The sequence below is a fragment of the Massilia oculi genome (assembly GCF_017582745.1).
Classification (GTDB): domain Bacteria; phylum Pseudomonadota; class Gammaproteobacteria; order Burkholderiales; family Burkholderiaceae_D; genus Telluria; species Telluria oculi_A.
The window spans coordinates 288338-304939 of sequence record NZ_JAFVIM010000003.1 but is presented as its reverse complement, the minus strand read 5'-3'; the positions used below and the strand labels follow the sequence as shown (position 1 = coordinate 304939).

Below are 16602 nucleotides of genomic sequence, written 5' to 3'. Positions count from 1 at the left end.
TGACACTATCTTGAGGAGCGCAGCCTCGGGACGTTTTACGGATATGGCGTAGGGTGCCAGCGCATTGAGGCATACTACTTGAAAGCAATCTCCATACATCGAGACAAAATGTCCCAGTTGAAATCCATACAAGATGACCATGTGCCAAGCTGGTTGCCGCGCCTGGCGATGCACGGCGGGCCCCGGTTCTTGCAGATTGCCGATGCCCTGCAGGCGGCGCTGGTGGAGGGATCGCTGAAACCGGGCGACCGTCTGCCGCCGCAGCGCCTGTTGGCGGCGCAGCTGGACGTCGACCTGACGACGGTCACGCGCGCCTACGATGAAGCCAGGCGCCGCAATTTGCTGGAAGGCCGTGGCGCCAGGGGCACGTATGTCGCGGCGCCGAAAGTCGAATTGAACCCGATCCTCGACCTGAGCATGAACACGCCGCCGCCGCCGGATGGCGTGGACTTCGACGACATGATGAAGCAGGGCTTGTCGCAAGTCCTGATGAGGGCGGACAGCGAATTGCTGATGACTTACCACCTGGGCGGGGGCAGCGACGCCGACCGCAAGGCCGGCGCGAAATGGCTCGAGCCGATGTTTGGACATCCGGATCCCGGCCAGCTCATTGTCTGTCCGGGTGCGCAAGCGGCGATCGCCGCAGCTATCCTCGCGCTGACGGAGCCCGGCGACGTCATCCTGGCGGAGCCGACCACGTATCCCGGCTTGCGTACGGCGGCGACCCAATTCGGCCGGCACATCGTCGCGGTGGAAGCGGACCATCACGGGATGGTACCCGGGAAGTTCGAGGCAGCGTGCCGCCGGCACAAGCCGAGGCTGGTCTACCTCAATCCCACATTGCAGAACCCGACCGCCATCACCATGCCGGAAAGCCGGCGCAAGGAACTCGCCAGCATCGCGCAGCGCTGCGATGTACGCATCGTCGAGGACGATCCCTACTGGCTGCTTGCCGATGCCCCGCCACCGCCCATTGCCGCGTTTGCTCCGGAACAAGTGATCTACATCTCGACCCTGTCGAAATGCCTGACGCCCGGCTTGCGCGTCGCCTTCGTGCTCGTGCGCGATCCAGGGGAACGCGAACGTTTCCTCGCCGCGCTGAGATCGTTCGCACTGATGGTCGGTCCCTTGAGCGCCGCGCTGGCCACCCAGTGGATCCTCGATGGTTCGGCTGACCGGTTGATGGAAGGCGTGCGCAAGGAGGCGCGCCTGCGCCAACGGATGGCGCGGGATATCCTGGCGGGGCGCTATAGCGGATCTGGTGACGGCCTGCATGTATGGCTCGGGCTGCCGGCGTACTGGACCCCGTCGCAGCTTGCGCGAGCAGCCGACAGCGAGGGCATCGCCGTCACGCCGGCGGAGGCATTCGCGACCGGCAGCGACGCCGTGAACGCCATCCGCATCTCCCTGGGCAGCATCAAGGACCGTGGACGCCTGCAGGCGGGCCTTCAACGGCTGTCCCATCTGCTCGCGCGGCGGCCGGAGTCGTTCAACGCTGCGGTGGTCTGACTGCCCAGCAAAAGCTGCTCGATCAGGCGAAGGGCAGACACAACAAAGCCGGCATCGGCCGGCTTTGCTTCTTGCTTCGCTCCTGGCTTCGTCACTTACCAGCCGTAAGGCCAGCGCGTCCCGATACTCGCACCCCAGCCACGGTGGCGGTGGCCGTGCCAGCTGCTGCGGCCGAAGTCGAAGCCCAGGCCGATCGAGATCGGCGGATACCAGTAGCGCGGCTGCTCGACGACCACCGGCTGCGGCACGTAGACCGGCTGCTGCTGCACCCACACCGGTTGTTGCTGCACAATCACTGGCTGCTGGGTGCGATAGACCGGCGTCACCGAGGTCGTCGTCCAGCCCGAGCTTGGCGCCGCAGTGGCGATCGGCGTCGAGGTCACGACCCCGCCCTGGCCGGAGGCTGCGACCTGGGCCCCAGTGCCGACCGGCACCGGCGTGACCGACACGACCCGCCATTGGCTGGGGTCGGATGGTTGCGCGTAGGTATAAGTCGGGCCGGGCGCGGCGCAGCCGGCCAGCAGACCGAGCGACCCGAGAATGATGGCAATATTTTTCATGACGCTCCTCCTGATATTGCCATCATACGGATTGCCGAGCCAGTGTGCTGGGGGAATTACACCCTGTTACACAGCGCTCGACAGGGCGCTACGCGCCCATCAGCGACGACAGCGCCGTCAGCGGCACCGCCGCCGCCAGCGCTTCGTAGCCGACGTCATTCGGATGCAGGCGGTCGCCGCTGTCGTAGGCGGCGCGCAGCCGCTGCGGGTCGCTTGGATCGCGCAGGGCCAGGTCGACGTCGGCCAGCAGGTCGAACGGCAGCGCGCTGCGCATCCACGCATTGACCGCCTGCCGCACCGCCTCGCGCGCCGGTGTGTAGTAGACGAAGCCGAGGAAGGGAGGCAGCGTCGCGCCGAGCACCGGGATGCCGTGCAGGTGGGCGCGCGTCACCAGCTGCAGGTAGCCGGCAATCAGGTCGTTCGCCGGGATCGGCGCCGACGATGGGCTGTAGACGATGTCGTTGATGCCGATCAGCACCGCCAGCCCGCGCACGCCGGCGGTGGACAGCACGTCGCGGTCGAAGCGCTCCAGCAAGTCCTTGCCGGCCAACAGGGCGGTCGGCGTGTCGGCCAGCATCCGGTTGGCCGAGATGCCGCGGTTGACGACGCCGATACGATTGCTGCCGAGCTCGGACTGGATGCGGCGCGCCAGGTAGTCGGGCCAGCGCCGGTTGCCGTTGGAGGTGCTGCCCACGCCGTCGGTGACGGAGTCGCCCACCGCCACCAGCACCGGCGCCGCACGGTCGACGTCGACCTCGGTGAGGAAGGGCCAGGAGGCGAAGGCGCGCTGGACCGGGAGCGAAGCCTGGGCCCCGAAGTCGCCCGTGGTCGAGGCATAGCTGGCCTGGTAGGCGGCGTTATGGATCGTGGTCGCCTGGACCGTGCCGGGGAAGTACAGGCTGATCGCCAGGTCGGTGAACGGCGCCACCGCCAGCGAGACCGGATCGGACACGGCCGGCGCACCGGCCGGAATCGTGACGCCGGTGCGCCCGCCGAAGGTGAGCTGGCGGCTGGTGCCGACGGTGACGACGGCGCCGCCGGCGCGCAGGCCGACGTGGGCGCCCGCCAGCCGCAATTCGGTATCGCCCATTTCGTTCGACAGCCGGATGCGAACGCGGTTGCCGCCCAGGCTGGTGCGCACGATCAGGCGCAAGGTCTGGTTGGTGAAGGTCTGCAGCGAGGCGGACGGCGGCGGGCCGGCCGGCGCGCAGCCCCAGCCGGCGCTCCAGCGCTCGGGCAGGCCGGCCTGGGCCAGTACGTCGGCTGCCGGCGCGGCCAGCGCGCCCGCCAGGACCGGTGCGCCGAGCAGGATGCGTCGTCGGCTCCGGTCGACGCCATGGTCTTCCTGGAGGAGCGACGTGGAAGGAATGACGGGGGAGTCGGAGGCACTGGAATCCAGAATGGACATGGCGGGCTCCTCAGAAAGGTCGAGAACTTGCGCTCGCGGTGCGAGCGCAAGTTCACGATAGCGCAGAGCGCATGCCATGCGGGTACGGTCGCTTACATTGTTTGCGCTGCGTCGTGCGGATTTCTGATGGGAAGGATTGCCAATTCTAAAAATCAGCAGATGCCCAGGAACAGCAACGCAGAAAGATCAGGCGAGAATCGTCAGCAAGCCGTCCAGGCCCGAGAAATTGAGGGCGACATTGGCCTGTTCGCGCACCACCGGCTTGGCGCGGAAGGCCACCGACAGGCCGGCGATGCCCATCATTTTCAGGTCGTTGGCGCCGTCGCCCATGACGATGGCCTGCGACGAATCGATCCCGAGTTCCGCGCATACGCGTTGTACGGTGCGCTTCTTTTCCTCGGCGTCGACGATGCCGCCCAGTACGCGGCCGCTCAGCTTGCCGTCGATGACTTCCAGCACGTTGGCATGGGTGTGGTCCAGGCCCAGGCGCGGCTTGAGGCGGTCGGTAAAGAAAGTGAAGCCGCCCGACACCAGCAGGGTCTTGAGGCCGGCCGCCTGCACCGCCTGCAGCATCGCTTCGCCGCCCATCGAGATGCGCAGGCGCTCGTCATAGACGCGCTGCAGGGCGGAGGCATCCAGCCCCTCCAGCAAGGCCACGCGCCGCGTCAGGCTCTCGGAAAAATCGAGCTCGCCGCGCATCGCCGCTTCGGTGATCGCAGCCACTTGCGGCTTGAGGCCCTGCATGTCGGCGATCTCGTCGATGCACTCGATGGTGATCAGCGTCGAATCCATGTCCATCGCCACCAGCTTGAAATCAGCCAGCGTACGGCCGGCCGCGATGAAGGTGGCGTCGACGCCGGCCGCGAAGGCGGCGGCGTCGATCTCCTGCTTGAGCGCGGCGCCATATTCGACGCCTTCGGCGCGCAGAGCATGGGCGCCGAGCGCGGTCAATCGTTGCGGCTTGGCCAGATGCGCCAGGCGTTCGAGGGTTGCTTGATCAGCCTGCGGTCCTTGCAGCACCAGGTTCGTGGTCATGAATGTCGTTCTCGTCAGGCGAGCAGTTGTTTGATGGTCTGTTTGATCTGATTCACGCGCGCCGCCAGGTCGGGCATGCTGGCCGTGATGCGCAGCTTGTCCTGGCCGGCCAGCTTGACCTGGCGGTTCTTCTGGATCAGCGTGATGATCTTGATCGGGTCGATCGGCGGCTGTTCCATGAACTGCAGGCTGGCCGCCTCGCCATGGGCGTCGATCTTGACGATGCCCACGCTCCTGGCCGCGATGCGCAGGCGGTGCGTCTCGACCAGCGCTTTCACCGCATCCGGCATCTTGCCGAAGCGGTCGATCAGTTCCTCCTGCATCGAATCGATGCGGTCCTGGCTTTCGCAATTGGCCAGGCGCTTGTAGATCGACAGGCGCTCGTGCACGTCGCCGCAGTAGTCGGCGGGCAGCAGGGCCGGCACGTGCAGGTTGATCTCGGTGGTCGACGACAGCGGCGCCGCCAGGTCCGGCTCCTTGCCGGCCTTGAGCGCCCGCACTGCCTCGTTGAGCATGTCGGAATACAGCTGGAAGCCCACTTCGAGCATCTCGCCGGACTGGTTCTCGCCCAGCACCTCGCCGGCGCCGCGGATTTCCAGGTCGTGCATGGCGAGATAGAAGCCGCTGCCCAGTTCTTCCATCTGCTGGATCGCGTCCAGGCGGCGCTGCGACTGCTTGGTCAGGTTCGACAGGTCGTTCACCAGCAGGTAGGCATAGGCCTGGTGGTGCGAACGGCCGACGCGGCCGCGCAGCTGGTGCAGCTGGGCCAGGCCGAACTTGTCGGCGCGGTGCATGATGATCGTGTTCGCGGTCGGCACGTCGATGCCGGTCTCGATGATGGTCGTGCACAGCAGGATGTTGAAGCGCTGGGCCACGAAGTCGCGCATGACCTTCTCGAGGTCGCGCTCGTGCATCTGGCCGTGGGCCACGCCGATGCGGGCCTCCGGCAGCAGCTCCTGCAGCATCACGCGGCGGTTCTCGATGGTGTCCACTTCGTTGTGCAGGAAGTAGATCTGGCCGCCGCGTTTCAGTTCGCGCAAGCAGGCTTCGCGGATGATCGAGCCGTCTTCGCTGCGCACGAACGTCTTGATCGCCAGGCGCTTCTGCGGCGCGGTGGCGATGATCGAGAAATCGCGCAAGCCTTCCAGCGCCATGCCCAGCGTGCGCGGGATCGGGGTCGCGGTCAGGGTCAGCACGTCGACCTCGGCGCGCAGGGCCTTCAGGGCCTCTTTCTGGCGCACGCCGAAGCGGTGTTCTTCGTCGATGATCACCAGTCCGAGGCGCGTGAACTTGACGTCGGGCGACAGCAGCTTGTGGGTGCCGATCACGATGTCGAGCGTGCCGTCGGCCATGCCCTTGATCGCATTGTTGATCTCCTTGCCGGTGCGAAAGCGCGACAGCTCGGCGATCTTGACCGGCCAGTCGGCGAAGCGGTCGGCGAAGGTCTGGGCGTGCTGCTCGGCCAGCAGCGTGGTCGGGGCCAGGATCGCGACCTGCTTGCCGCCCATGACGGCGATGAAGGCGGCGCGCAGCGCGACCTCGGTCTTGCCGAAGCCGACGTCGCCGCACACCAGGCGGTCCATCGGCCGGCCGGAGGTCATGTCCTTGATGACGTTGTTGATGGCCTCCGCCTGGTCCGGCGTCTCGTCGAAGCCGAAGCTCTGCGCGAAATTCTCGTAGTCGATGCTCGAGTATTCGAACGAGTGGCCCTGGCGCGCGGCGCGCCGCGCGTACAGGTTCAGCAGCTCGGCGGCGGTGTCGCGCACCTGCTCGGCGGCCTTGCGCTTGGCCTTTTCCCACTGGCCCGAACCGAGCGTGTGCAGCGGCGCATCCTCGGGCGAGGTGCCGGAATAACGCGAGATCACGTGCAGCTGCGAGACCGGCACGTACAGCTTGGTGTCCTTGGCGTATTCCAGATGCAGGAACTCGGTCTCGCCTTCGCCCAGGTCCATGCTGGTCAGGCCCATGTAGCGGCCGATGCCATGGTTGATGTGGACCACCGGATCGCCGACCTTCAGTTCCGACAGGTCGCGCACCATCGACTCGACCTGGCTCGTCGCTTCCTGCTTTTTCTTTCCGGCGCGCCGGCCCGAACCCGCATACAGCTCGGTTTCCGTGATGAAGACCAGGTGGCCGGATTCGGCGTCGAGCAGCTCGAAGCCCGCCTGCAGCGGGGCCACGCCCAGCGCGAGTCTGGCGTCGCTCTGGCGGAAGCCCTCGAAACCTTCCACCGGCGCCAGGTCCAGCTTGTATTCGCCGAAGTACTGCTGCAGGGTCTCGCGGCGGCCGGCCGAATCGGCGCAGATCATCACGCGGGTATCGCTGCGCTGCAGGTAGGCGCGCAGATTGGTCAGCGGATCGTCCAGCCGGCGGTTGACGGCGATGTCCGGGATCGGCGCAGACAGTTCCGAGGCCGGCGCGCCCGGATCGCGCGCGATATTCCAGCGGCCATGCGGCTTGATGCAGGTGAAGAACTGCTCGGCGCCGAGGAACAGCTCCTGCGGCTCCAGGATCGGCCGCTCACGGTCGCTCTTGAGGAAGCGGTAGCGCGACTCGGTGTCGAGCCAGAAGCGCTGGATCGCCGCGTCGATGTCGCCCACCAGGGCCACCGGCGAACCGTCCGGCAGGTAGTCGAACAGGTTGGCCGTCTCTTCGAAGAACAGCGGCAGGTAGTATTCGATGCCGGCCGAGGCGATGCCGTTGCCGATGTCGCGGTAGATCGGCGAGCGGGTTGGATCGCCCTCGAAACGCTCGCGCCAGCGGCCGCGGAACGCGGTGCGGGCCGCGTCGTCCATCGGGAATTCGCGGCCCGGCAGCAGGCGCACTTCCTTGACCGGATACAGCGAGCGCTGGGTGTCGGCATCGAAGGTGCGGATCGATTCGATGTCGTCGCCGAACAGGTCGAGACGGTAGGGCAGCACGGAGCCCATCGGGAACAGGTCGATCAGGCCGCCGCGCACCGAATACTCGCCCGGCGACATCACCTGCGACACGTGGGTATAGCCGGCCAGCGTCAGCTGAGCCTTGAGCTTTGCTTCGTCCAGGAGTTCGCCCTGGCGGAAGAAGAAGGTGTAGGCGGCCAGGAAAGATGGCGGCGCCAGGCGCACCAGCGCCGTGGTGGCCGGCACCACCAGCACGTCGCACTGGCCGTTGCGGATCTCGTGCAGGGTGGCCAGGCGTTCCGACACCAGGTCCTGGTGCGGCGAGAACGCGTCGTAGGGGAGCGTTTCCCAGTCAGGCAGCAGGTGGCAGGACAGCTTGCCGTCCGCAAACCAGGGGATCTCGTCGAGCAGGCGCTGGCCGTCGCTTGCGTTGGCGACGACGACGGTGAGCATCTGGCCGTTGGCCTTCAGGGCCAGCGCGGCGGTGGCGAGGGCATAGGCGTCGGACGAGCCGTGCGCCAGCGGCAGGACGAAACGGTGGCCTGGTTTGGGGAGGTGTTTCTTGAGGTCGAAAGGCATGCAGCGTGCTGTTACGTTCGCGTCAAAAGTAGGGGTCAATTATAGACGAAGGCGCACCGGGCCGCCCTGACGCTTGCATAGCCTTCGGGAACGTAATATTCTAAGTTACGAATAAACACAACAAGGAAGACGATGTCCCATTTTCACGATCCGGCCATGGTGGCGCGCTACCACGAGGGCCCTCCGAAATTCGTCCCCGGCTTTGCCGACATGCAGCGCATGGCGCGAGTCTTGCTGGCCGAGCGCGCACCCCTCGACGCGCGGGTGCTGGTGCTGGGCGCCGGCGGCGGCCTGGAACTGAAGGCGTTCGCGGACGGCCAGCCGGGATGGACCTTCGACGGCGTCGATCCATCGGCCGCGATGCTCGACCTGGCGCGGCAACTGGTCGCGGCGCACGGAGACCGGGTGCGCCTGCACCGGGGTTATGTCGATGTGGCGCCGCCAGGTCCGTTCGACGCGGCGGCCTGCCTGCTGACCATGCACTTCATGCCGCCGGCCGAGCGCCGCCATGCGCTGGGCGCGATCCATGCGCGCCTCGAGCCCGGCAGCCCCTTCGTCGTCATGCACATGACCGTCGCAGGTGGGGCCGAAGAACGCGCGCGCTGGATGGCGCGCGACGAGGCTTTCGCGGTGGCGGGTGGGGTAGCGCCGGAGATGGCGCGCCAGCGGCGCGAGGGCATCGAGGCCAGCCTGTCGGTGCTGTCCCCGCAGGAAGACGAGGCGTTGTTGCGCGAGGCCGGCTTCAGCGATATCGACGTGTTTTATGTGGGTGGGGTGTTCCGGGGCTGGATCTGCCGCGCCTGAAGAAGTCACATGGTTGTGGTCGGGCCGAAACTCGCGCATGATCCTGTTTCCACAAAATAAATACAGGAGACATCCATGCGTGCAGGCCTGGCCGCCTTATCCCTATCGATCGCATCCATGCTGCCCGCCCTTGGGCATGCGGCGCCACCCGCCGACCTGGTCCTGTTCGACGGCGCGCCGCGCCAGGGCGTGACGGTATCGGCGGTCGCTCCCGATACCGAGCACGTCCTGCTGGGCGAACGCGTCGACGCCGATGCAGGCATCCGCGTCAAATTCCCCGGCAGCGCGATCGAACTGGCGCGCAGCGCAGGGCCCGACGGCCGCGGGGCCCTGACGCTGCGCTGGGATAAGATCTGGAAGAGCGGTGTACGTTTGTCCGGTCCGTCGTTCGACCTGCGCCCCTACCTGGCGGCCGGCACGCTGGCCTTCGACCTCAAGGTCGATGCGCTCGACAAGGGCGGGATCCTGTTCCGGGTCGGCTGCGGCGACGATTGCGAGCGCCACGTCTCCTACGTGCTGCCGGGACGCGCCGCCGAGGGCAAGGGCTGGCAGCGCATCGTGCTGTCGATGTCGTGCTTCGCCCGCGACGGCGACGATTTTGGTTCCGTGACGCGGCCCTTCCTGCTCGAAGGAACCGGCAGCGGCCAGGTCGCCATCGCCAACGTGACGTTCGCGCAGGGCGGCACGCCCAATACGCGATGCCCCGACTGGCGCACGGTGGCCGTCACGCCCGACACCCTCAACGAATCGTGGTCCACCTCGTGGTGGCTGCCGCGCCACCGGCAGAAGCTGGAAGAGACCAGGCGCATGGTCCTTGAGGGCCGCAGTCCGCAACTGGTCTTCATCGGCGATTCGATCACCCAGGGCTGGGAAAAGGAAGGCGCGCAGGTGTGGCAGCAGCATTATGCGCGCCACGATGCGCTGGCGCTGGGCTTCGGCGGCGACCGCACCGAGAACGTGTTGTGGCGCCTGCGGCACGGCGAGGTGGACGGCATCGACCCGAAGGTGGCGGTGCTGCTGATCGGCACCAATAACGCGGGGCATCGCCGTGACTTCCCCGCCATCACGGCGGCCGGCATCGAACGCAATCTCGAGGAACTCAAGCAGCGCCTGCCGCGCACGCGCATCCTGCTGCTGGCGATCTTCCCGCGCGATGCGGCCGCCGACGGTCCGCTGCGTCGCCTCAATGACCAGGTCAACGCGCGCCTGCCGGCGCTGGCCGACGGGCGTCGCGTGTTCTTCCTGGACGTGAACAAGGCATTCCTGGGGGCTGACGGCAGCTTGCCGGCGAACGTGATGCCGGACGCGCTGCACCCGAATGAAGCCGGTTATGCCATCTGGGCCAGGGCTATGCAGCCGGAGCTGGATCGCTTGATGGCATTGCCACGCCCGTAGGCGTGCCGGACACCGCATCGGCCACGCGCCGGTTCGCGACCCCGAACGGCACGTGCACCATCGGGATCGTGCCGCCCGGGCCGGAGGTGAGGTGGGTGAGCTGGTCGTCGAAGAAGATGTGCGGCTTGAACACCGACAGCACGCGGCTCTTGTCCATCCCGCCCAGAAAGAAGGTCTCGTCGGCCGAGACGCCCCAGCTGCCCAGCGTCGTCACGACGCGCTCGTGCGCGGGCGCGCTGCGCGCCGTGATGATGGCGATGCGCACGATGCGGGGGTAGTCCGGGTCGTCGCGCTCGGCGTCCTTTTCGAGCTGCTGCAGCATGGCGAGCTTGCGGAACATCCCGGCCAGCGGCCCCGGTTGATGGGGGCGCGCCATGTGCAGCGTTTCGTGGGCGTGGAACTCGCCCAGGCCGTCACGCTTGTAGACCGTCTCGGATTCGTCGTCGGCCAGCACGCCGTCGAAGTCGAAGGCCACGCGCAGTTCGATGTCGTCTTCCTCGTCCGCGATGCGCGAAGGCAGCACCAGGCCGGCCGGATAATCGACGTCGATCGCGCTCTTGACGTCTTCCTCGTTCGCGCTCAGGAACAGCGCGGCGTTGAAGGCCGGCAGGTAAGGGTAGGGCGACTTGCCGGTCATGAAGACGGCGCGCGAGATATCGAGCCCGTAGTGGGCGATCGAGCGCATCACGCGCAGACCGGTCTCGGGCGAGTTGCGCGAGAACAGCACGACCTCGACCGGCGCCTGCTGCGGGAAGCATTTGTTAATGCTGAGGAAGCGCCGGATGAAGGGAAAGGCCACGCCGCGCGCGAGCACGACGTCGCGCTGGCGCTCCTGATAGGCGCGGTATTCGTTGGGTCCTTGGTCGAGATAGACCTGGTGCGATTCGGACAGGTCGAACAGCGCGCTGGAGGCGACGCCGATCACGAGTTTTTCTTCGATGGGGAACGGCATTCAGGCGTCCTGTCGGTCGGATTGTTCGAGAAGGTTATCGTAGACTTGCCGCGCCTCCGGCGGCAGCGCCAGCACGGCGCGCACGAAAAGGGGCTGGCCGCCCCTGGCCAGCATCTGCAGCTTGGCCAGCCGGTCGGCATCATGAAGCAGGGTCGGCAGGGCGCCGGCGTCGCCCAAGTGTGCGATCGCGTGGCCGATCGCGGGCGGCAGTTCCCAGCCGTCGGCGATGCGGGCCGAGATCAGGCGCGCCGCCGCCACCAGGCGCGTGCCGAAGGCGTCGGCGTCGGGCAGGGCGCCCGGCGGCAGCAGCTGCTCGATCACGCGAAAGGCGACCACCAGCCCGACGTTATGCAGCAGGCCCGCCAGATAAGCCTCGAAGGGATCGACACCGTGGCGCGGCGCCAGCAAGCCGGCCGCCTGGGCGCACAGCTCGGACTGGCGCCACAGCGGCGGCGCGACCAGCCGCGCCAGCGGGCCGGCCTGCTGGCTGATGATCGGACGGAAGGCGACCCGCGCCAGCAGCATGCGCAGGCCGTTCTGGCCGAGCAGCAGCACTGCCCCTTCGAGATTGCGGATCGGGGACGCGGGCTGGTAATAGGGGCTGTTCACCTCGCGGATCACCTCGGCGACCAGCACCGGGTCCTGGGCCACCTGGCGCGCCAGCGCGCCGGCGCCGGTGTCGTCCACGCGCAGGCTGCGCAGCAGTTGTGGAATCACGGCAGGCACCCGCGGCACCAGCGCCGCCGCGTCGTGCGGATCGCGCGCCAGGCGCGCCAGCTCGTCGAGCACGGGACCATCGGGGGCGGGTTTGCCCGTCACGTGCGGGCCGGCCAGCCAGTGGAAAAAAGCGAGATCGAGGTCTGCCAGCGTCGCGTCTTCGGCGGCAACGTCGGAACCATTATTTGCGGCGTCGGAAGGCGCGGCGACTGGTACGCCCGCTTCGCGCGTGCCGAACAGGCGGGCGAGCCAGCGTTTCATGGTCGTGCGAAGTTCAGGAGAGAAGGCATGCGTCCATTCTACCGTGAACGGCAAACGGCCCGGCCGCCGCTTGCGCGGCGCCGGGCCGTTTGTCGTTCCACCTGTTATTGGCCGTTGTTCGAGCCGGTGGTGGTGTGACCGGTATTGGTCGGGGTCGAGGCATTGCCGGTGGCGTTGGCCGGGCCGGTGTTCTGCACGTCGTTCGGGCTGATGCCCATCTGCGCGTCGACGGTCGGGTTGCCGGTCGAGCCCGCCTGGGTCGTGCCCATCGAGGACGAGCCGCTGGTGGTGCCGGTGGTGTCGGTGGTGTTACAGGCGGCCAGGGCAAAGGCCATCACGCCGCCCAGCAGTACGGTCTGGAGCTTCTTCATCGTGCTTCTCCTTGATCGGTGAATTTAATTGGTGGGGACGGTCATCATGCGAGGTCAGCCATACGCATGAAATAGGAAGAGAACGTCAATACCTGTAGGATCAGGCTCACATATAGTGAGCCCGGCCTAGGCATTCAAGTCCGGTCAGCGGCTGACCGGGGTGTCGGTCGTCTGCTCGTTGTTGCTGGTGGTGCCCGATGCGGCATTCACGCCGCTGGAGCCATTGGCGCCGGAGTTCCAGCTGTTGGCGCCGCCGGTGGTGCTTGGCGTTTGCACGCCGCTGCCGATGGTCGCGCCGGTGCCGGTCGAGCCGCTCATCGAATCGGTGGAGGTGTCGGTGGTGTTGCAGGCGGCCAGGCCGAAAGCCATCATGCCGGCGAGAACTGCGCTTTGAACGGTGCGTTTCATGGTGTTCTCCTTGGGTTCTTGAGTGTTTTCATTTTCGCAATGGCGTAAGCAAGCGAGAATAGGAACACGTCGGTTGCCCGTGTAGGATTCGACCTTAGTGCTGCGTCAGTTGCGGCGTCAATTGCAACGTCAGGCCGCGATCGTCTCCTGCGCCAGCCAATCGAGCAGCTCCGGCGCCGGCAACGGCCGGCTGAAATAATATCCCTGCACCTTGTCGCAACACTGCTCGCGCACCACGTCGAGCTGCGAGCGGGTTTCGATTCCCTCGGCCACGGTGGTCATGCCCAGGCTCTTGGCCACCTTGACGGTCGCCTCGATCAATACGCGGTGGTGGAAGCTGGTATCAGCCTGGCACACGAAGGAGCGGTCAATCTTGACCGTGTCCACCGGCAGCAGGTGCAGGCTCGACAGCGACGAGTAGCCGGTGCCGAAGTCGTCCAGCGCCAGTTTGACGCCGAGCGCCTTCAGCTCGTGCAGGCGCACTTGCGTGTCCTGGTCCTGGGCCGCGAGGCTTTCGGTGACTTCGAGCTGAAGGCTGGCGGGCGGCATGCCGGTCGCGCGCAGCACGGCGGCGACGCTGTCGATCCAGCCGGCCTGGCCGAGCTGCGCGCGCGACAGGTTGACCGCCATCAGGCGCGGCGCCGCGTCGCCAAGACGAGACTGCCAGTCCATGAAGTCGCGGCAGGCGCGCGCCAGCACGAAGTCGCCCAAAGCGCCGATCAGGCCGCACTCTTCGGCCACCTGGATGAATTCGATCGGCGGCACGATGCCGCGCTGTGGATGGCGCCAGCGCACCAGCGCCTCGACCCCGGCCGCGCGATCGACGCCGCCGTCCGGCAGCAGGCGCACCACCGGCTGGTAAACCACGAACAGCTGTTCTTCGACCAGGGCCTGGCGCAGGTCGGCCTCGATGTCGGCGCGGCGCGCCGCGCGCTCGCGCATGCTGGCCTCGAACACCGCGTGGCGATTGCCGCCTGCGCGCTTGGCCTCGACCATGGCGATGCCGGCGTCGCGCAGCAGGCTGTCGGCATCGTGCTCATCGTGCACGTCGAGCGCCGTCGCATCCGGGCCCCAGGCCAGCCCCAGGCTGGCGCTGCACACGATCTCGTGGCCGCCGATCACATACGGATGGGCGAGGGCTTCCAGCAGGCGCAGCGCGACCCGTTCGGCGTCATGCCGTGTGCGCAAGCCGTCCAGCACCACGACGAATTCGTCGGCGCCGACGCGCGCCGCCAGCTGGCCGCTGCGCGCGGCGGGTTCGAATCCGATGGCGGGCGGGCGCAATGCGCCGCGCAGGCGGTCGGCCATGTGCATCAGCAGCTGGTCGCCGCCGGCCTGGCCCAGGCTGTCGTTGAGCTGGCGGAAGCGGTCGCAGTTCAGGGTGAGCACGGCGAAGCCGTTCCCGTCCTGCGGCCGCGCGAGCAGGCGCTGAAGCTCCTCGCGCACCGCCGCGCGGTTGGGCATGCGGGTCAGGCTGTCGGTGCGGGCGGCGCTGCGCAGGCGCCGCGACAGCATCTCCTGCTCGCGCTGGACCTCGAAAGTGGCGTCGGCCACGGTCGCCATCAGGCGCTCGGGGTCGAGCTTCGTGAGGTTGAGCGACAGCACCTGCAGCGAGCCGCTGGCGGGATGGTGCACGCCGACCGGCAGGCGCAGGCCTTCGCAGATCATGCCGGAAGGTTCGATGAAGGCTTCCACCATGGCCGGCAGCTGGGGCGCGACCGGCGCCAGCACGCCGAACAGGTTATCCAGGCCGGCGTCGGTGGCGAGCGGCATCAGGAGGTTCGAGGCCATCGGATTGAGCATCTCGACCGTGCCGTCGAGCGTGGTCTGGGCCAGGCCGATCGGGGCCCGGTACAGGAACTGCACCAGCGTTTCGTACGCGTCGACCGGTTCATGCTGCATGGGCGTTCTCCTGATGGCGGGCAGCCATGTCCTGTGGTCTGCCGAGATCGCGCAGGATCAGGCAGTAGGCGGCGCCCTCGAGGTCGCCGGGCAGCGGTTCGCGCTCCGGCAGCGGCGCGACCAGCGTGCTGCCCCAGAACACGCTGCCGTCGGCGCGCTGGCGGCGGCCCTCGTCGAGCGACCAGCCGCTGGCGTCGGCCTCGCGCAGCCGGTCCTGGCGGTACTCGAGCGCCACCGCGTCAGGCGGATAGAAGATCGTGAACGGCCGGCCGACGGCTTCGGGCCCGAAACCGGTGACGCGCATGACGCTCGCGTTCCAGTCGCAGAGCCGGCCCTGCAGGTCGAGGCTCACCAGGGCGTAATCCTGGACGCCGGTGAGGATGGCGTTGAGCCAGGCGTCGTTCTGGCGCAGCCGGCGCTCGCGCCGCACCTGTTCGGTGATGTCGTCGATCACCGCCATGATGCGTTCGGGATCGAGCTTGAGCAGGGTAAGCGCCAGGATCTGCGGCGCGCGCCTGGCGCCCGCGCCGGCTTCCAGGTAGACGTGCAGGCCGTCGCAGATCTTGCCGTAGGGTTCGTCGTGCCGGTCGGTGCGCTCGCGTAATTCGGGCGCCACCCGGGCCAGGGCCGTGAACAGGTTGTCCAGGCCGCCGTCGCGCGACAGCGGCATCAGGAGCTGGGCCGCCACCGGATTCATCATGGTGACGTCGCCCTGGACGTTGGTCTGCACCAGGCCCACCGGCGCCAGGTACAGGAACTGGATCAGCGCCTCGTGCTCGGCGCCGATATCGTGTGACTCCCGGCTCATCGGGGGCCTACCGCGGCTGGCGCTGGACCAGCACGTAGCGCGCGGCGCCACCCGGGGTCGACAGCAGGCGCAGCGCCACCTTGACCGGGCGCATGCGCAGGGTCAGCACGTAGTCGATGGTGTCGTCCAGCACGCTGTTCTCTTCATTGGCGTCTTCGAAACGCTGGGCCACCATGAAATTGTTCATGCAGGGGGCGACGGTCGTGAACAGGGGCTGGCCCAGCACTCGCTGGGGCGACAGGCCGGCGGCCCGGGATTCGAAGGCGTTGTACAGCGTGACGTTGTTGTCGGCGCCGAAGCCGATGACGCCGAACTCGAGCGCGTCGAGCTGTTCCGGCGTGCATTGGTCCAGGCGCGCAGCCAGGTCGGGCGCGTCGAAGGTCAGGGGCGTTGCGGTCATGGTGTCGGATGCCGCTACGCGGCTATTGAATGTGAGAAACAGATGTTGCATGTGAAACGGTGCAGTGTCAACCGTGCACGCCCTTCGGCGTCACATTTCTCGATATGCGTATCGTTCCGACACGCCTGGCCGCTACAGATCGACCAGGTTCTCGAATCCGCCGAAGAACATGCGCTTGCCGTCGAAGGGCACGCCGCCCGGCTTCATCATGTCGGCCAGGCGCGGATCTTTCATCACTTTCTCGAGCGTGGCGTCGCGCTGGGCGCGCGACTCGTATACCGCCCATGCCAGGATGACGGTCTCGCCGTCTTCCAGCTTGACGCTCTGCGGGAACGAGGTGTGTTCGCCCGGCTTGACGTCGTCCGCGATCCATTCGCGGTATTCGAGCGCGCCGTGCTCGCGCCAGACCTGGCCGGCCAGCTTGGCCTGGGCGCGGTATTCGTCGATCTTCGATTCAGGGAGGGGCAGGACAAAACCGTCAACATACGCCATGATGATTCTCCTTAAGCAAGGTGATGCGTGGCCAGGATGCTGCGTGCGGTGCTGCATGTGTGATAGATGAGGCGTTGGATGAGCCGCCCCTGTACTGACCCTGCGACTGTGCGCCAGGT

The 16602-nt window shown here is 67.2% G+C and carries 15 protein-coding genes; 3 read left to right on the top strand and 12 right to left on the bottom strand.

From position 1 onward, the window contains the following. Nucleotides 1-108 precede the first annotated feature (108 nt). Nucleotides 109-1509: an aminotransferase-like domain-containing protein gene (locus tag J3U95_RS05515; protein WP_208277634.1), complete on the top strand. Its 1401-nt coding sequence runs from the start codon at nt 109-111 to the stop codon at nt 1507-1509. A gap of 95 nt (nt 1510-1604) precedes the next feature. On the opposite strand, the gene J3U95_RS05510 is transcribed toward J3U95_RS05515, so the two are convergent. The 4 genes from J3U95_RS05510 to mfd form a co-directional block, all read right to left on the bottom strand. After that, a complete protein-coding gene (locus tag J3U95_RS05510; RefSeq protein WP_208277633.1) occupies nt 1605-2069 on the bottom strand; it encodes a hypothetical protein in 465 nt (154 codons plus the stop codon). Nucleotides 2070-2157: 88 nt separating this feature from the next. After that, nucleotides 2158-3477: an SGNH/GDSL hydrolase family protein gene (locus J3U95_RS05505; RefSeq protein ID WP_208277632.1), complete on the bottom strand. Its 1320-nt coding sequence runs from the start codon at nt 3475-3477 to the stop codon at nt 2158-2160. A 186-nt stretch (nt 3478-3663) separates the two neighbouring features. After that, nucleotides 3664-4512, bottom strand: a complete 849-nt coding sequence (gene serB / locus J3U95_RS05500) for a phosphoserine phosphatase SerB (protein WP_208277631.1) — start codon at nt 4510-4512, stop codon at nt 3664-3666. A 14-nt stretch (nt 4513-4526) separates the two neighbouring features. Then, nucleotides 4527-7973 carry a transcription-repair coupling factor gene (gene mfd, locus J3U95_RS05495; RefSeq protein ID WP_208277630.1) on the bottom strand — a complete coding sequence of 1149 codons (3447 nt, stop codon included), beginning with the start codon at nt 7971-7973 and terminating at the stop codon, nt 4527-4529. 132 nt (nt 7974-8105) lie between these two features. Here mfd and J3U95_RS05490 point away from each other — a divergent pair, with 132 nt between their 5' ends. Together J3U95_RS05490 and J3U95_RS05485 are read left to right on the top strand one after the other, a co-directional pair. Then, complete coding sequence (locus J3U95_RS05490) at nt 8106-8777, top strand: class I SAM-dependent methyltransferase (protein WP_208277629.1); 672 nt, start codon at nt 8106-8108, stop codon at nt 8775-8777. 75 nt (nt 8778-8852) lie between these two features. Continuing rightward, the gene (locus J3U95_RS05485; protein ID WP_208277628.1) at nt 8853-10172 is read left to right on the top strand and encodes a GDSL-type esterase/lipase family protein; all 1320 of its coding nucleotides are present in this window, start codon (nt 8853-8855) and stop codon (nt 10170-10172) included. On the opposite strand, the gene J3U95_RS05480 is transcribed toward J3U95_RS05485, so the two are convergent. From J3U95_RS05480 to J3U95_RS05445, 8 genes are all read right to left on the bottom strand, one after another. Further along, the gene (locus J3U95_RS05480; RefSeq protein WP_208277627.1) at nt 10126-11124 is read right to left on the bottom strand and encodes a 5'-nucleotidase; all 999 of its coding nucleotides are present in this window, start codon (nt 11122-11124) and stop codon (nt 10126-10128) included. The two genes, J3U95_RS05485 and J3U95_RS05480, sit on opposite strands and share 47 nt — an antisense overlap. After that, complete coding sequence (locus tag J3U95_RS05475; RefSeq protein WP_208277626.1) at nt 11125-12102, bottom strand: HDOD domain-containing protein; 978 nt, start codon at nt 12100-12102, stop codon at nt 11125-11127. It abuts the gene before it with no gap. 104 nt (nt 12103-12206) lie between these two features. Next, nucleotides 12207-12473, bottom strand: coding sequence for a hypothetical protein (locus tag J3U95_RS05470; RefSeq protein ID WP_208277625.1), 267 nt, complete (start codon nt 12471-12473; stop codon nt 12207-12209). Between the two features lie 144 nt (nt 12474-12617). Beyond that, nucleotides 12618-12881: a hypothetical protein gene (locus tag J3U95_RS05465; RefSeq protein ID WP_208277624.1), complete on the bottom strand. Its 264-nt coding sequence runs from the start codon at nt 12879-12881 to the stop codon at nt 12618-12620. Between the two features lie 129 nt (nt 12882-13010). After that, a complete protein-coding gene (locus tag J3U95_RS05460) occupies nt 13011-14783 on the bottom strand; it encodes a putative bifunctional diguanylate cyclase/phosphodiesterase (protein ID WP_208277623.1) in 1773 nt (590 codons plus the stop codon). Next, nucleotides 14773-15591, bottom strand: a complete 819-nt coding sequence (locus J3U95_RS05455; RefSeq protein WP_208277622.1) for a PAS domain S-box protein — start codon at nt 15589-15591, stop codon at nt 14773-14775. The genes J3U95_RS05460 and J3U95_RS05455 overlap by 11 nt, the downstream gene beginning before the upstream one ends. Before the next feature lie 7 nt (nt 15592-15598). Beyond that, the gene (locus J3U95_RS05450) at nt 15599-15991 is read right to left on the bottom strand and encodes a nitrogen regulation protein NR(II) (RefSeq protein WP_208277621.1); all 393 of its coding nucleotides are present in this window, start codon (nt 15989-15991) and stop codon (nt 15599-15601) included. A gap of 132 nt (nt 15992-16123) precedes the next feature. Next, nucleotides 16124-16483 (bottom strand): DUF1428 domain-containing protein, encoded by a 360-nt coding sequence (locus J3U95_RS05445; RefSeq protein WP_208277620.1) that lies wholly within the window; start codon nt 16481-16483, stop codon nt 16124-16126. Nucleotides 16484-16602 lie beyond the last annotated feature (119 nt).

Coding starts and splice junctions, on each gene's coding strand:
- J3U95_RS05465 (WP_208277624.1), bottom strand. CDS start 12,881: ATGAAACGCACCGTTCAAAGCGCAGTTCTCGCCGGCATGATGGCTTTC.
- J3U95_RS05485 (WP_208277628.1), top strand. CDS start 8,853: ATGCGTGCAGGCCTGGCCGCCTTATCCCTATCGATCGCATCCATGCTG.
- mfd (WP_208277630.1), bottom strand. CDS start 7,973: ATGCCTTTCGACCTCAAGAAACACCTCCCCAAACCAGGCCACCGTTTC.
- J3U95_RS05510 (WP_208277633.1), bottom strand. CDS start 2,069: ATGAAAAATATTGCCATCATTCTCGGGTCGCTCGGTCTGCTGGCCGGC.
- J3U95_RS05505 (WP_208277632.1), bottom strand. CDS start 3,477: ATGTCCATTCTGGATTCCAGTGCCTCCGACTCCCCCGTCATTCCTTCC.
- J3U95_RS05470 (WP_208277625.1), bottom strand. CDS start 12,473: ATGAAGAAGCTCCAGACCGTACTGCTGGGCGGCGTGATGGCCTTTGCC.
- J3U95_RS05515 (WP_208277634.1), top strand. CDS start 109: ATGTCCCAGTTGAAATCCATACAAGATGACCATGTGCCAAGCTGGTTG.
- J3U95_RS05480 (WP_208277627.1), bottom strand. CDS start 11,124: ATGCCGTTCCCCATCGAAGAAAAACTCGTGATCGGCGTCGCCTCCAGC.
- serB (WP_208277631.1), bottom strand. CDS start 4,512: ATGACCACGAACCTGGTGCTGCAAGGACCGCAGGCTGATCAAGCAACC.
- J3U95_RS05490 (WP_208277629.1), top strand. CDS start 8,106: ATGTCCCATTTTCACGATCCGGCCATGGTGGCGCGCTACCACGAGGGC.
- J3U95_RS05455 (WP_208277622.1), bottom strand. CDS start 15,591: ATGAGCCGGGAGTCACACGATATCGGCGCCGAGCACGAGGCGCTGATC.
- J3U95_RS05460 (WP_208277623.1), bottom strand. CDS start 14,783: ATGCAGCATGAACCGGTCGACGCGTACGAAACGCTGGTGCAGTTCCTG.
- J3U95_RS05475 (WP_208277626.1), bottom strand. CDS start 12,102: ATGAAACGCTGGCTCGCCCGCCTGTTCGGCACGCGCGAAGCGGGCGTA.
- J3U95_RS05450 (WP_208277621.1), bottom strand. CDS start 15,991: ATGACCGCAACGCCCCTGACCTTCGACGCGCCCGACCTGGCTGCGCGC.
- J3U95_RS05445 (WP_208277620.1), bottom strand. CDS start 16,483: ATGGCGTATGTTGACGGTTTTGTCCTGCCCCTCCCTGAATCGAAGATC.